General features: G+C 39.1%; 14 protein-coding genes. 7 read left to right on the forward strand and 7 right to left on the reverse strand.

Annotated features, from left to right (window positions below):
• Positions 1-84: 84 nt before the first annotated feature.
• A complete protein-coding gene (locus K2F45_RS17930; RefSeq protein ID WP_248931972.1) occupies positions 85-801 on the forward strand; it encodes a superoxide dismutase in 717 nt (238 codons plus the stop codon).
• Between the two features lie 53 nt (positions 802-854).
• On the opposite strand, the gene K2F45_RS17935 is transcribed toward K2F45_RS17930, so the two are convergent.
• Positions 855-1,253, reverse strand: coding sequence for an SRPBCC family protein (locus K2F45_RS17935; protein WP_248931973.1), 399 nt, complete (start codon positions 1,251-1,253; stop codon positions 855-857).
• Between the two features lie 19 nt (positions 1,254-1,272).
• Positions 1,273-1,923, reverse strand: a complete 651-nt coding sequence (pyrE, locus tag K2F45_RS17940; protein WP_070567741.1) for an orotate phosphoribosyltransferase — start codon at positions 1,921-1,923, stop codon at positions 1,273-1,275.
• A gap of 22 nt (positions 1,924-1,945) precedes the next feature.
• On the opposite strand from pyrE, the gene K2F45_RS17945 reads away from it, so the two are divergent.
• The 4 genes from K2F45_RS17945 (at position 1,946) to gloA2 (ending at position 4,969) form a co-directional block, all read left to right on the forward strand.
• The gene (locus tag K2F45_RS17945) at positions 1,946-2,533 is read left to right on the forward strand and encodes an NUDIX domain-containing protein (protein ID WP_232475558.1); all 588 of its coding nucleotides are present in this window, start codon (positions 1,946-1,948) and stop codon (positions 2,531-2,533) included.
• A 58-nt stretch (positions 2,534-2,591) separates the two neighbouring features.
• Entirely contained in the window at positions 2,592-3,308 is a 717-nt protein-coding gene (locus tag K2F45_RS17950; protein WP_248931974.1) for a 3-ketoacyl-ACP reductase, read from the forward strand.
• 119 nt (positions 3,309-3,427) lie between these two features.
• Positions 3,428-4,489, forward strand: a complete 1,062-nt coding sequence (locus K2F45_RS17955; protein WP_248931975.1) for an NADH:flavin oxidoreductase/NADH oxidase — start codon at positions 3,428-3,430, stop codon at positions 4,487-4,489.
• Positions 4,490-4,576: 87 nt separating this feature from the next.
• Positions 4,577-4,969, forward strand: coding sequence for an SMU1112c/YaeR family gloxylase I-like metalloprotein (gloA2, locus tag K2F45_RS17960; RefSeq protein ID WP_248931976.1), 393 nt, complete (start codon positions 4,577-4,579; stop codon positions 4,967-4,969).
• A 64-nt stretch (positions 4,970-5,033) separates the two neighbouring features.
• On the opposite strand, the gene infB is transcribed toward gloA2, so the two are convergent.
• From infB to K2F45_RS17980, 4 genes are all read right to left on the reverse strand, one after another.
• Positions 5,034-8,183 carry a translation initiation factor IF-2 gene (gene infB, locus K2F45_RS17965; protein ID WP_248931977.1) on the reverse strand — a complete coding sequence of 1,050 codons (3,150 nt, stop codon included), beginning with the start codon at positions 8,181-8,183 and terminating at the stop codon, positions 5,034-5,036.
• A 103-nt stretch (positions 8,184-8,286) separates the two neighbouring features.
• Positions 8,287-9,528, reverse strand: a complete 1,242-nt coding sequence (gene nusA, locus K2F45_RS17970) for a transcription termination factor NusA (RefSeq protein ID WP_070567754.1) — start codon at positions 9,526-9,528, stop codon at positions 8,287-8,289.
• 5 nt (positions 9,529-9,533) lie between these two features.
• Entirely contained in the window at positions 9,534-9,998 is a 465-nt protein-coding gene (rimP, locus tag K2F45_RS17975) for a ribosome assembly cofactor RimP (RefSeq protein WP_201667777.1), read from the reverse strand.
• A gap of 239 nt (positions 9,999-10,237) precedes the next feature.
• Positions 10,238-11,014, reverse strand: a complete 777-nt coding sequence (locus K2F45_RS17980; RefSeq protein WP_248931978.1) for an XRE family transcriptional regulator — start codon at positions 11,012-11,014, stop codon at positions 10,238-10,240.
• A gap of 101 nt (positions 11,015-11,115) precedes the next feature.
• Between K2F45_RS17980 and K2F45_RS17985 the strand changes: the two genes are divergently transcribed.
• The gene (locus tag K2F45_RS17985) at positions 11,116-11,439 is read left to right on the forward strand and encodes a GIY-YIG nuclease family protein (protein WP_075993378.1); all 324 of its coding nucleotides are present in this window, start codon (positions 11,116-11,118) and stop codon (positions 11,437-11,439) included.
• Positions 11,440-11,517: 78 nt separating this feature from the next.
• On the opposite strand, the gene K2F45_RS17990 is transcribed toward K2F45_RS17985, so the two are convergent.
• A complete protein-coding gene (locus K2F45_RS17990) occupies positions 11,518-13,908 on the reverse strand; it encodes a penicillin-binding protein 1A (protein ID WP_248931979.1) in 2,391 nt (796 codons plus the stop codon).
• 382 nt (positions 13,909-14,290) lie between these two features.
• Here K2F45_RS17990 and rpoN point away from each other — a divergent pair, with 382 nt between their 5' ends.
• The gene (gene rpoN, locus K2F45_RS17995) at positions 14,291-15,757 is read left to right on the forward strand and encodes an RNA polymerase factor sigma-54 (RefSeq protein ID WP_075993380.1); all 1,467 of its coding nucleotides are present in this window, start codon (positions 14,291-14,293) and stop codon (positions 15,755-15,757) included.
• Positions 15,758-15,765 lie beyond the last annotated feature (8 nt).

The following is a 15,765-nucleotide window of genomic DNA, read 5'->3' on the forward strand; positions in this document are numbered from 1 at the left end:
TATTACAATTGACAGACAATTCTTGCACAATATTTGTAAAATTTCACGTTATATTTATATCAAAACTAATCACAATAAGATTATATGCAAACACGCAGAAACTTCCTTCAAAATGCAGCAAAAGCTACACTTGGCATCGCTGTATCTGGATCAATATTACAAGATATTGCTTCCGCGAAAGCTACTGAATTAAATGCCGCTACCTTAAAGTTTTCCCAAGTAAAATTACCTTTCAGTTATGCCGCTTTGGAACCTAATATTGATGCGTTGACAATGGAAATCCATTATACAAGGCACCATATGGCCTATATTAACGCCATTAACGAAGCCATTCTTGCTGAAAATATCAAAGAAGCCTCAGAGGAGCAACTTCTAGCAAACATATCTAAGTACTCTCCTAAAGCAAGGAATAACGCTGGTGGAGCTTGGAACCATAACTTTTTTTGGGAAAGTCTGTCCGATAAGCCGAGCCAGCCCTCTGAAAAATTATTGTCCATGATCAATAAGACATTTGGTTCTTTAGACAAATTCAAAGAACAATTTGCCGCAGCAGCAACCTCACGATTCGGTTCGGGATGGGCCTGGTTGATTTTGGATGACTCAGGTAACTTAAAAATTACCTCTACTCCAAATCAAGACAACCCTTTAATGGATGTCGCAGAGGTAAAAGGTATCCCCGTTTTAGGCCTTGATGTATGGGAGCATGCTTATTACCTGCACTACCAAAACAAAAGAGCTGATTATATTAAAAATTGGTGGAATGTTGTGAATTGGAAAAAAGTCAATGAAAGACTAGCATAAAAAAAGCTCGATTATTACTAATCGAGCTTTTTTTTATATCCGTTATGAACAACCTACCCTAACTTTTCTTTTAATTTGTTGACCTGAAAATCAACTAATTTTTGAAGTGGTCCAGAAGCGATCATCTTCATCATCATGTTGAGATCAGCATCTATAATGAAGGTTGCCTTTGTCACCGTATCAGCAACAACTTGCAATTCCCAACGAAGAGTAACTTCAAAAGGCGCCTTCTCCGAAGGAACCAACTTAATAAATTGATTCTCACTACGTTCTTCTACCTTAAGAGCTAATTTTGCCATATTCTGTATTGTAAATCGAGCTTCGTCCGTAGTCGAGGACCAATTGTAGATATTTTCCGGCATCAACTGTTCATGATTGTTGAGATCCGCCAAAAATGCATACACCTCGCTGACATTTTTGTTGATTTCTGTTGTGTTCTGAATAGTAGTCATAACGATAAATTAATCTTTTTTATTGAAAATTATCTCCCCAAGTTGCAGGGTTCAATCGCCATTTTTTCAAGATCTCAATATCCTCTTCCAATACATAACTATTTTCAGCAGCGACCTGAATCAAAGCATCATAATTACATAAACTGAAATAAGGACATTTTGCATCGGCAAAATTATCAGTAGCTTGTTGCAATCCATAAGTAAAAATAGACACCAAGCCAACAACATTGCAGCCAGCCTCACGTAATGCCTTTACAGCCACTAAACTACTCTTACCTGTCGAAATTAGATCCTCAATTACAACTACACGTTGACCGCTAACTACCTCACCTTCAATTAAATTCTGACGACCATGATCCTTAGCTGAGCTTCTAACATAAGAAAATGGTAGTCCCAAATCCTGTGCTACCAAAACGCCTTGTGGAATACCTGCCGTAGCAACTCCAGAAATCATATCCACTGATCCAAACTCTTCTTGAATAAGCTTAGAAAGCTTTTGACGAATGTATGTACGAATCGCAGGATGAGATAAAGTGATACGGTTATCACAGTAAATTGGAGACTTCCAACCCGACGCCCATGTAAAAGGACTTTTAGGTTGCAATTTTATTGCTTTAATTTGCAATAAGGATTCAGCAACTTTTTGTTCAACCTCATTTAAATTATTCATGGCGCAAATTTATAAAATTTATATGAACGAAACCGTGCTAATTTTAGCAGATTTTGTTCCATCGAAAACCAAAAACCCACAAACAATTAGTTTTCAAGAGATTGACCTCCAAAAACTTTTCAAACAATCTGAAATTGATAAAGTTCCAAAAACATATCTCTACATCAACAAGGATTTTGAAACTGTATTTCAAAACTTAAAAAATAAAATTAAGCTCATCAAAGCAGCCGGTGGATTGGTGAAAAACGGTGATGGAGATTATCTTTTTATCTACCGATTGGGAAAATGGGACCTCCCTAAAGGTAAAGTGGAAGACAATGAAAAAATGCGGGAAGCAGCTGTACGCGAAGTTGAAGAGGAATGTGGCATTAAAATCAACTACTTAGGAAAAAAAATTACCACATCATACCATACTTATTTTTTGCGAAATGGAGAATTCGTCCTAAAAGCAACAAACTGGTATGAAATGGGTGTCAACAAAGTCCCTAAATTGATTCCACAAACCGCAGAAGATATTACCAAAGCGGAATGGCGTCATGTGGACCAATTTGAAGACATACGGAACAACACTTACCCTATTATCGAAAATATCCTCAAAAAGGCAAAATAAGTTGCCTTTTTGAGGTTCATCTGACACGAATAAAAAAGATCATACCTATTTTTATGTTATGGAAAATATAACAGGAAAAAGAGCCTTAATTACAGGTGGCGCGCGGGGATTAGGAAAAGCAATTGCCTATGCATTAGCGAAAGAAGGTGTTCATATCGCGATTACTGGGAGAAATGAAGCGGCTTTGAAGGATACGGCTGCGGAGCTTGCCAAGCTAGGCACTGAGGTCACCTACGCCGTTTTTGACGTATCAAATTATAGTGCTGTACAACAGGAGATCGAGCTACTGAAAAACACTTTCGGTACCTTTGATATCTTAATTAACAATGCGGGAGTGGCATCATTTTCCTCTGTGCTCGACATGGACGTTGCCGATTGGACAGCGATCATTCATACCAATCTCTTGGGTACATACTTTGTTACAAAAGCTATCCTTCCACAACTGATTGAAAAAAATCAAGGCGATATCATTATGGTATCTTCGACAGCCGGATTAAACGGTGCGGCCACCACTTCCGCTTATAGTGCGTCAAAGTTCGGCGTCATCGGCTTCGCCGATTCTTTAATGCGAGAAGTACGGAAAAACAATATTCGGGTATGTACACTTATGCCTAGTACGATTGCTTCCGATATGTCCAAAGAACTTGGACTTACCGATGGCGATCCAGAAAAAGTTCTCCAGCCCGAAGATTTCGCAGAGTTGGTGGTTGCCAATTTAAAACTGCCAAGAAGAGCAATGCTAAAATCAGCATCTTTATGGTCTACAAATCCTTAACAGTTGAACCACGGTTCGCAAGGATTTAAATAAAGGCTTCTAAGAGCCTCTCTTTACAAAACAAAGAATTGATCGAGGCAGGAGCTTCCCTTGCTCCTGCCTTCTATAAACACGCAATTATGAGTCAATTATTTTCATCAGTAAATATTGGAACCCTGCAATTGAAAAATCGTTTGGTCGTATCTCCAATGTGCCAATACTCCGCAAAAGACGGTTTTGCAAATAACTGGCATTTGGTTCATTTGGGCCAATTTGCAATCGGCGGAGCTGCAGCAGTAATACAGGAAGCAACAGCAGTTAGCCCTGACGGTCGAATCAGTGATGGAGACCTTGGTTTATGGGACGACCAGCATATCGAAAAATTAAAAGAAATAACCGAGTTCATTAAAGAAAATAATTCCATACCGGGCATACAACTTGCTCATGCAGGACGCAAAGCAAGCAGTAATAAACCCTGGGTCGGGCGGAATCAATTTTCACCAACTGACCCACAGGGTTGGCAAACAGTCGCCCCATCTCCGATCCCTTTCCATGCTGGAGATTATGAACCACAGGAGCTTGATGTAGACGCCATTGAAAATCTAATTGAACAATTCGGAACAGCAACGAAAAGAGCCATACAGGCAGGCTATGAAATTATTGAACTCCACGCTGCACATGGTTATCTGATCCATCAATTTCTTTCACCACTGAGCAACTTACGGACAGACTCTTTCGGCGGGATCTTTGAAAATAGGATACGTTTTCTTATTGAAATTGTGAAAAGAGTAAAACAAGAAATAACAAGCCAAAGTTTATGGATACGTATTTCAGCAACGGATTGGGCCGAAGCAGGCTGGGATTTACAGCAGTCCATAGCCTTATCACAACTACTGTATACATTGGGGGTAGATTTAATTGATGTGTCGAGTGGAGGCTTGGTCTCCTATCAAAAAATAGATGTCGGACCAGCATATCAGCTCCCTTTCGCCAGCGCGATTAAGGAACATACCAAGAATAACGTTGCCACAGTAGGCTTAATCAAAACGGCTATTCAAGCGTCCGAGATCATCGCACAAAAGCAAGCTGATTTAATCTTAATCGCGCGGGGATTTCTTGATGATCCACATCTTCCATTACATTTTGCCAAAGAATTAGACGCTGACATACCCTGGCCTAAACAATATGAAAGAGCAAAATAAGATGAAACATTGTAAAATAATTTGTATATGATCCATATCCTTAAGAAACAACCTTGTATAACAAACACAATGAGATAAGATTTAAAAATGAAATTAAACCTCAACAAGATACATCATATCGCCATTATCTGTAGTAATTATGAGCGTTCAAAGAAATTCTATACTGACATACTGGGCCTAGAGATTGCTAGAGAATACTATCGTGTGGAACGTGATTCCTACAAACTGGATCTCAAACTCAATGATCATTACATTATAGAACTTTTTTCGTTTCCATCACCGCCTAATCGGCTCAGCTTTCCAGAAGCCGCCGGTTTAAGACATCTTGCATTCGAAGTCGATAATCTCGACCTAGAATTAAATAAGCTCGAAAAAGCAGGTGTATCACATGAAGGGATCAGAATAGACGAGTTAACAAATAAACGCTTTACATTCTTCTTTGATCCTGATCAGCTTCCAATAGAACTATACGAACGTTAAAACAGAAAGCGGCATTGATCTTAATCAATGCCGCTTTCTGTTTTATTAGTGTATCACTAAGTGATTACAATTTACGTTTCACTTCAACTTGTTCGTAAGCTTCGACAATGTCTCCTACTTGAATATCATTGAAACGGTCAATATTTAAACCACATTCATAACCCATTGAAACTTCTTTCACGTCGTCTTTGAAACGTTTCAAAGATGCCAGTTTACCAGTATGAATTACGACACCATCTCTGATTATGCGGATATCATTATTTCTATTGATCTTACCTTCTTTAACCATACATCCGGCAATCGTACCAACTTTAGAAATTTTGAAAGTTTCTCTGATTTCAACCTCAGCAACAATTTTCTCTTCAAATTTCGGAGCCAACATACCCTCCATCGCAGACTTGATTTCGTCAATCGCATCATAGATGATCGAATATAAACGTACATCAATTTGCTCGTTCTCTGCCAACTTACGCGCATTTTGTGTCGGACGTACTTGGAAACCTATGATGATCGCATCGGAAGCAGAAGCTAACAATACATCTGATTCAGAGATCGCACCCACTGATTTATGAATAATATTAACTTGGATCTCGTCAGTAGACAATTTCAATAATGAATCTGATAATGCTTCAATAGAACCGTCCACATCACCTTTAACGATAATATTAAGTTCTTTAAAGTTACCGATGGCCAAACGACGACCGATTTCATCCAAGGTAATATGTTTAGTTGCACGCATACCTTGCTCGCGTTGTAACTGAAGACGTTTGTTGGCGACAGTTCTAGCTTCAGACTCGCTTTCAAGAACATAAAGCTTATCTCCTGCTGTTGGCGCGCCTGCCATACCCAAGATTTGTACTGGAACAGACGGTCCCGCCTCTTTAACACGTTCACCTCTTTCATTAGTCAAAGCCTTCACCTTACCTGAATGCGATCCCGCTAAAATAGGGTCTCCAACACGTAATGTACCACTTTGTATCAATACCGTTGTCACGATACCACGACCTTTATCCAAAGCTGCTTCAATTACTGAACCAACAGCACGTTTTTTCGGATCAGCTTTTAGATCTAACATCTCAGCTTCCAATAGAACTTTCTCTAATAATAGGTCAACATTTTCTCCCGTTTTTGCTGAAATCTCTTGCGCTTGGAATTTACCGCCCCAGTCTTCAACTAAGATATTCATCGCAGAAAGCTGCTCACGGATTCTATCAGGATTTGCTCCCGGTTTATCTACTTTAGTAAATGCAAATACGATTGGCACTCCCGCTGCTTGCGCGTGGTTGATTGCTTCTTTTGTTTGCGGCATGACAGCGTCGTCCGCTGCAATAACGATAATAACAATATCCGTCACTTTAGCACCGCGGGCACGCATAGCCGTAAAAGCTTCGTGACCAGGAGTATCCAAGAATGTAATTTTACGGTCATCCTCCAATTTCACCGCGTATGCACCGATATGTTGGGTGATACCACCAGCCTCACCAGAAGTAACGTTCGCCTTACGGATATAATCCAATAAAGATGTTTTACCATGGTCAACGTGTCCCATGACCGTTACAATAGGAGCTCTTGATATCAAATTCGCTTCGTTATCCGGTTCCTCAAGTTCAGCAGTCTCCTCGTCCTCAGGTTTGATAAACTCTACCTGATAACCAAATTCATCCGCTACAATTGTTAAAGTTTCCGCATCTAAACGTTGGTTAATTGATACGAACATACCCAAACTCATACAAGTTGCAATAATTTGGGTTACCTGAACGTCCATCAAATTAGCTAATTCGTTTGCTGTTACGAATTCTGTAACACGCAATACTTTCGCCATCATTTCTTGCTCCATTGCAGCTTCTTCTGCATGTTGAGCAACATCATCACGTTTCTGACGTCTCAATTTGGCACGTTGCGCAAATTTACCAGATTTACCTGCACCACTCAAACGAGCAAGTGTTGCTTTGATTTGATCTTGGATTTCCTTTTCAGTAGGCTCTTCCTTATTCTCAACAGGTCTTCCCTTCCCTCTATTGTCAAAACGATTACCGTGTTGCGGTCTTGTACCTTGTCCTGGTCTAGCTGGGTGTTGGTTGTTACCTCCTTGTCCTGGTCTACCCGGGTGTTGGTTGTTGTTTTGCCCTTGACGATTGTTCGGGTTGTTGTTAGGACCATGATTCCCACCTCGGTTACCCCCTTGTTGGTCCCGGTTGTTGGGATTGTTACCATCACGCGGTCCACGGTGTTGGTTATTATGACCTTGACCTTGCCCCGCATTTGGGTTTACTGGACCATTTGGATTCGTACGCTTACGCTTACGTTTCTCATTATTATTTCCAGCATTTGAAGATGATGCCACTGGTTTGTGGGAAGGTCTAGCAGATGGTAATTCAATCTTACCAATGACTTTAGGACCTGTCAATCTTTCTGCGCGAGCAGAAATAATTTCATCTCCTTGTTTTTTCACAGGCTCCGCTATTGGAGTTACTGGTACAGCTTTCGGCGCTGTTTCTTCTTTTTTCTTGTCTTCTACCTTCACAGGTTCAGTTTTTGTCTCTACAACCGGAGTTGCTTTTACTTCAGTTTTATTTACTTCGGGTTTTTCTATTTCAGCTTTTGGCACAACAACTTCCGGCTTCTTTTCAATAACCTTTGGTTCTTCTTTTTTCGCTTCAACAATAGGCGCTTTGACTTCGGCTTCTTTCTTTTCTTCCACCTTAGCTTCAGCTTTAACCTCTGCAGGTGTTTCTTTGACAGTTTTAGGTTCCTCCTTGACAGGTTCTTCCTTCTTGACCTTATTTCCGCCTCTATTCAATGCGTCCAGATCAATCTTACCAACCACCTTCATACCACCTTGATGAACGGGCTCCTCTACTTTTGCAGGAGTAGTTTCCTTAACAGAAGGGATTTCTACCGTATTTTTGACCAAGATTTCCTTGGATTCATCATGATCTTCGAAATCCTCATTCTTAGATGATTCCTTAGGAGAAGTGGACGGCGACTCCTCACGACGAATTTTGCCAATCACAATTTGTTTAGCTTCATCTTTCAGTGATTTGTCTCCCTGAAACTCTTTTAACAGCACACCATACATCTCTCCGCTCAATTTAGTGTTAGGCTTTGCTTCTACATCATATCCTTTTTTCACTAAACATTCCACGGCGGTATGTATCCCGATGTTGAGTTCCTTTGCTGCTTTAAGCAAGTTTGTTCCTTTTCCTTCAGTCATCTATAATATAAACTATTTTAATATAATTACAAAAATATGTTTTTTTCCATCCATAAACAATTTATTCCGAATGTTAGATAGAAAAAAATTAACGAGCTGAATTTTATTCAAATTCAGCTTGTAAAATACGTACAATCTCACGAACAGTATCTTCTTCCAAATCGGTACGTCTAACCAGCTCTTCCTCGCTAAGAGACAACACCGATTTTGCTGAATCCAAACCAACACGTTTCAATTCATCAATAACCCAGCTTTCAATCTCATCGCTGAATTCTTCGATATCAACATCTTCATCAAACTCGTCATTTTCGCGATAAACATCAATTTCATAACCAGTCAATTTACCAGCCAACTTGATATTGTGTCCTCCACGACCAATTGCTAAAGAAACCTGATCCGATTTTAAATATACAGCCGCAGTCTTATTTTCTTCATCGATTTTGATTGAGCTAATCCTTGCTGGACTCAAAGCACGAGCGATATACAATGAATGATTTGTTGTAAAATTAATCACGTCAATATTCTCATTACGCAGTTCACGAACGATACCATGAATACGGGATCCCTTCATACCAACACAAGCTCCTACAGGATCAATACGATCATCATAAGACTCAACAGCAACCTTCGCTCTTTCTCCTGGTTCACGAACGATTTTCTTAATCGTAATCAAACCATCAAAAATTTCAGGAACCTCAAGTTCAAATAAACGTTGTAAGAACGCAGGTGCGGTACGTGAAATGATAATCTTTGGATTATTATTCATCATATCCACTTTATGCACAACTGCGCGAATGCCATCTCCCTTTTTGAAATAGTCAGCCGGAATTTGTTCTGATTTAGGAAGAATTAATTCATTACCGTCCTCATCCAATACCAAGATTTCCTTTTTCCAAATCTGATAAACCTCACCAATGACCAACTCTCCTTCTCTATCTTTATATTTCTTAAAGACCTCGTCTTTTTCCAATTCCAAAACCTTAGATACAAGCGTCTGACGTGCAGCTAAAATTGCACGACGGCCAAAGCTTTCCAATGTGATCTGTTCAATAAAATCATCGCCTACTTCCAAATCTTCATCATGCTTTCTAGCTTCCGCCAATTCGATTTCAAGATCATCATCCTCTGAAAACTCATCTTCAACAACGACACGCGTCCTCCAAATCTCCAAATCTCCGTTATCTGGATTCACGATAACATCCACATTTTCATCCGTACCAAAACGACGACGGATCATACTACGAAAAACCTCTTCCAATACTGTAATAACAGTAGGTCTATCGATATTCTTAAACTCCTTAAACTCTTGAAAAGAGTCTATCAGATTGATGTTGCTGTTACTCATTATTATTAAAATGAAATTACCACTTTTGTTGCTTTTATTTGATCAAAAGGAAGTTCTTTTTCTACCTCTTGTGCTTTTTTACCTTTTTCTTTTATCTTCTGAAGAACATTGATCTTCATCTCGTCTACGGTCAATAATGTACCTTCAACTTTTGTATTATCGTTCAACTTTACCTGAACTGTACGACCTATATTCTTTTGGTACTGTCGGATATTAACAAAATTAGCATCAATACCTGGAGATGAAACCTCTAAACGGTAAGCGTCATCAATTACATTTTCCTCCTCCAAGTGGAAACCAACATGACGGCTCACCTGTGCGCAATCATCAATATTCACACCATTATCTCCGTCCAAAAGAATCTCAAGAATTTTATTTGGGCGCATCTTCACGCTGACGATAAACAAATCCTCGCGATCTGCAATTTTTTCCCCGATGAGTTCAATAACTCTCTTTTCTATATGCTGCATTGTTCTGTTTCTAGAAATGCTAAATTAATTGAATTAAAAAAAGGGGGCAATACGAGCCCCCTTCCTTTCAGATATGCAAATATAGCATTTTATAAAATAAAAAACAAAATTAGATAGATTGTTTTTATATTCAATACACTTACATTCCCTATAAAAACAAGCTATCGATCGCTCCTCGGTCATAGAAATTCTCTTCACGGCGCAACTATATCGTAAAAAAAAACGAAGACAATTCCCCACTATTTCGAACTATCTACTACCGCATTAATTGTTTTCTGCATCTGCGCCATCATACTCGTCAGCGTTTCCATTGTTGGCTCCGGCGTAGGCTCAGGCAGTTGTGTACTGATAAAAGCCTTCGCTTTCCATACTTCAAGAATGTCCGCAGTCTCCACCCAATAAGGCTCATATGTTTTATTGTCTGAAACGAGCTTCAAACCCTTATCTTCTTTAAATTTAAAAGCGATACGCTTATAAACCACGCCATCTTCCTTAGACAATATAACATAGGTACTCCCCGGCTTGATATCATGCCAGTTCTCCACATACTCCGCTACAATAATGGACCCCGATGGCAAAGGTAACATCGAGTCCCCCTTTATTTCAAAAGCACGAAATGTCCCCTGACCAAACATAGGAAGCGAAAATTTAGGCAACTCAGCCACATATTCCGGATCCCCATACCCATTTAAATACCCGGCACTTGCCTTAACGGGCACAAGTTCGATATTTTCACGATCATCTGCGTCTACAGTCACACTAAGCACCCTTAAATTTGAGGCATTGCTTTTGGGAACCGGCTTCCATTTATCATCAATAACGTCGTTTGCCAACTCATCCATAGTCAAACCATAGAATTCGGCAATCTTCTTTAATAACTCATATTTGGGCTCTGCTCGATCCTCCTCATACGCGCCGACAGACGCACGCTTAATTTCCATAAGATCAGCAAATTGTTGCTGTGTGATTTTTTTTCCTTTTCGCAGGAACTTCAGATTGGACGAAATATTTGACATATTATTTTTTCAAAAAATATTTTGCAAAAACTAATTTTATTAGTAATATTGTGCCAATAAAATTAGTAAATATATTTTAAACGTCCAAATAATTTAGCATTATGAACAATTTTATTGTATATATATCAACTGACAACAATCGTAAACACTTTAAAATCGGCCTCAGTTCCAACATCTTTAGTACAGTAATGGAACTACAGCAATCCAATAGTTTTATTTTCAACCAAGGCCCTAGTTTAAATCGAATAATCTACACAGAATCTTTTACAAATTCGGAGACTGCCAATAAGAGAATAAGCGAACTGCAACATTTTACAACCATGCAAGTCGAACGGCTCATTCGTAAATACAACCCTAACTGGAATAATCTTTTTCCACAGCAACACCAAGCATTCGCCAAGAGAGATTCCAACCACGCAGCCTAGCATAAAAAAAGCCACCTTAGTTAAACTAGGCGGCCATCTTTATTTTTCAGATAGAATCCTCTTTAAGTAGTATCAATTTTAACTACCAACCTCCTCCAACGAGGATGACCCTTCGCTACTCGTTCCACTATCAGCACCTTCAGTATGATTACGCTCAACAGGATGCTCCGCTCCCTCTTCCTCAGGTCCGATAAATCCTTCATCAGCGGGCTCTTCTACCTGTGTAGAATCACTCTGATCTGGCTCTGGATCACTATAACGCGGAGTTTCGCACTTGTAAGATTTCGTAATTTCAACTGTAGGACTAGGAAACTTACCTTGCGTATACCCCAACTGTTTATCTTTATAAACAGACTCCATATATACCCCAAATATCGGTAATGCTGTACGAGAACCTTCTCCCGAATGAGAATTTTTAAAGTGAATACTCCGTTCGTCGCAGCCAACCCAAACACCTGTAACCAAATCTTTCGTCACCCCCATATACCAGCCATCCACATACTCCGATGAAGTACCTGTCTTTCCGCCGATTTCATTTTCCTTATCAAATAAATCCCATTCCCACAATCCCTGAGATGTACCTCCAGGTTCTTCCATACCACCACGCAACATATACGTCATCAACCAGGCATCTTGCTTATCCACCACTTGTTTACGCTCCGCCTGAAAAGTAGCAATAACATTACCATCATGATCTTCGATCTTAGACACTAATAAAGGAGTGACACGCTCACCGTGATTCATCATCGTCGAGTATCCATTCACCATTTCAAAAACAGAAACATCATTAGGCCCTAACCCCACAGAGGCAACAGGATTTAATTTACTTGTGATACCACAACGATGGGCCGCATCAACAACTTTCGCAGGCGTAACCATATCAGTTAACTGAACCGTAACCGAATTGATGGAACGTGCCATCGCATGACGCAACGACATTTCACGATAGGAAAAATTCCAGTCTGCATTTTTGGGCTCCCAAATCTCAACAGAATCCCCTTTATCAATCTTGATCGTAACAGGCTTGTCGGTAATCTTATCACACGGAGACATCCCTGACTCCAAAGCAGCCAAGTAAACAAAAGGTTTAAATGTAGACCCCGCTTGTCGCTTCGCCTGCATCACGTGATCATACTTAAAATATTCGTGGTTGATCCCACCCACCCATGCTTTAATTTCACCCGAATACGGATCCATAGACATCATGCCTGCATTTAACATCATGGCATAATATTTCAAAGAATCCATTGTAGACATATCCTTTTCGATCTTACTGCCATCCTTCCAATTATAAACTTCGATCTTCTTCTTTTTATTTAGGAAGTAATTGATACTATCAGGGGTATTTGCATATTTTTTACTCAAAAAAGCATAATAAGGAGTTTTCTTTGCCAAATTATCCAAGAAATTGGGGATAACTTTACCTGATAAATCACGCCAAGGTTCCTGTCCCTCCCAGGTGTTATTTAGACGTTGCTGTAATTCAACCATTTGTTTCGCCACAGCATCTTCAGCATGCTTTTGAAGTTTAGAATTTATCGTCGTGTAAATTTTCAAACCATCTGTATAGATATCATAATTGTTATCCTCAGACCATTTTTCCAACCATTTAGCTACTGCAGCACGTAAGTAAGAATCGCCCCCCGCATTAAGATCTTGACTATTTGTATTCAAAACAATCTTCTCCTTAACCAGATTATCATACTCTTCTTTTTTCAGAAAACCACCTTTATACATTTGACTTAAAACGGTGTTTTTTCGCGCAAAAGCATTTTCGGGATTACGAATAGGATTATATAAAGTCGTACCTTTTAACATCCCAATCAAAACAGCAGCTTCGGTCTGATTCAATTGGTTGGCTCCTTTTGAAAAATAGCGCTTTGCAGCAGTTTCAATCCCATAGGCATTATTACTGAAGGATACCGTATTTAAATACATCTCCAATATCTGATTTTTGGAATAACGTTGCTCCAATTTATAAGCCGTCATCCACTCCTTAAACTTCGTGACCACCAAGCCCGCGACGGGAAGACGCGTCAACAATCCACCGGCCTTATTATAACGTGTACGATAAAGATTTTTAGCTAACTGTTGCGTAATTGTACTTGCACCCCGCTTATCCCCTTTTAATGTAGAGATAATACCTGACCCTAGACCAAAAAAATCAACACCATTATGACTATAAAAACGCACATCCTCTGTTGCTATCAACGCATTAGTAACAGACTTCGGAATGCTATCAAATGGAATTGGATTTCTGTCCTCGTCGAAATAACGCCCAATTAAAACACTATCTGCCGTGTATAATTCGGTAGAGATATTCACACTGGGCATAACGATATCCTTTTTTGTCGGAGAATAACCAAAGAGCCACAAAAAATTCAATTGTATAGCACACACCAATATAATGATAAAATATATTGCTATAACGAGATAACGAAGAATCCTATTCTTAATACGTTTAAACATAAATGGAAATTTATCTTATATTCAACACATCCGACCAGCAAAAGGTTTTACGCCCGTCCAATATGCCTTTTTACCTATTTTCAGGGGCTAAATATACAACTAAATAAATCGCTGTAATCAACTATTTACATTTTTTAACAATAAAAAACACGCGCCAAACAACGGTAAAATACGACATCATTCGAAAGGGATATTTTGGAATTTACAACGACGACTAAATAAGAACAGCCCGGTATGGAGAAAACAAGCTCAGTCTCAAATTTGTTTATAAATTTTCCCGCGTTCCACAAATATTATACCCAATTTTTATTTATTATCGATTTTATTTTAAAATAATAATGATATTTGTTTAAATTTAGATGTAAAAAAGTCAACTATTAGCATGTTAAAACAAACATTACAACAAAAGCTATTACAGAAATTGTCCCCGCAGCAAATACAATTTATAAAATTGTTGCAGGTTCCGACTGTTTCATTAGATGCGAGAATCAAGGAAGAATTAGAAGAAAACCCTGCGTTAGAAGATGGTAGCTTGACTAATATGACCGATCCTATAGAAGAATACCCCGATAAAGATCCAGACGACAATTTCGACAATGAAGACGGATTCGACTCAGAAGACTTTAGTTTAGAAGACTACATCCAGGAAGATGATTTCAAAGATTACGGCAACGGCTATGACTATGGAGACGATGATGACGACCGGAAAGAAATGCCTGTTGCTATTCAACACTCCTTTTATGAGCAGTTACAACAACAATTAGACCTTTTAGCATTAGATGACAAGCACTTTTTAATTGGCCAACAAATTATTGGCAGTCTCGATGATGACGGCTATTTACGCCGACCCATCATCAATCTTGTCGACGATCTCGCTTTTGGCCAAAATGTAATGACCGATGAGCAGGAAGTACTTGATATGCTAAAGGTAATTCAAGATTTTGAACCTGCAGGAATTGGAGCACGAGACCTACAAGAGTGCCTATTGATCCAATTACAAAAAAAAGATACCCAAAACCCCACAATCAAACTCGCGATTAAAGTCGTAGCGAATTACCTTGAAGAATTCACCAAAAAACATTATGATAAATTAGAAAAATCTTTAGGTGTTTCATCAGAGGATTTAAAAAACGTCGTCAATGAGATCCTAAAACTTAATCCTAAACCAGGAGATTCTGGCGCAGTTGCGGGCAAACAGCTTCATATTATCCCGGATTTCCATATCAGCAATAATGATGGGACACTGCATTTGACTTTAAATGGCCGAAATGCACCTGAGCTCCGCATAAGTCGTGATTACCAACACATGTTCGAGCATTACGAGAAATCGGATCAAAAGGATAAAAAAATGAAAGAGGCTGTGCAATTCGTCAAACAAAAACTTGACTCAGCCAAATGGTTTATTGATGCAATAAAACAGCGTCAACAAACCTTACTAAAAACAATGAATGCAATCATGGAATACCAATATGATTATTTCCTCACGGGTGATGATCGAAAATTAAAACCCATGATACTGAAAGACATCGCCGATAAAATCGACATGGATATATCTACGGTGTCGCGGGTAGCAAATTCAAAATACGTGCAAACAGAATTCGGAACATTTCTCTTAAAATCATTTTTCTCTGAAGCGATCCAGACTGATTCTGGTGAAGAAGTATCCAATAAAGAGGTTAAGAAAATATTGGAGGAATGCATCTCAAAAGAAAATAAACGGAAACCCTTGGCTGACGAGAAACTAACTGAGATCCTAAAAGAAAAAGGATACAATATTGCGCGGCGAACGGTGGCAAAATATCGGGAAGCATTGAATATTCCTGTAGCAAGATTACGAAAAGAGCTCTAAGAGCTCTT

Origin of the sequence: Sphingobacterium siyangense (assembly GCF_023277505.1) — a bacterium.
Taxonomy (GTDB): domain Bacteria; phylum Bacteroidota; class Bacteroidia; order Sphingobacteriales; family Sphingobacteriaceae; genus Sphingobacterium; species Sphingobacterium siyangense.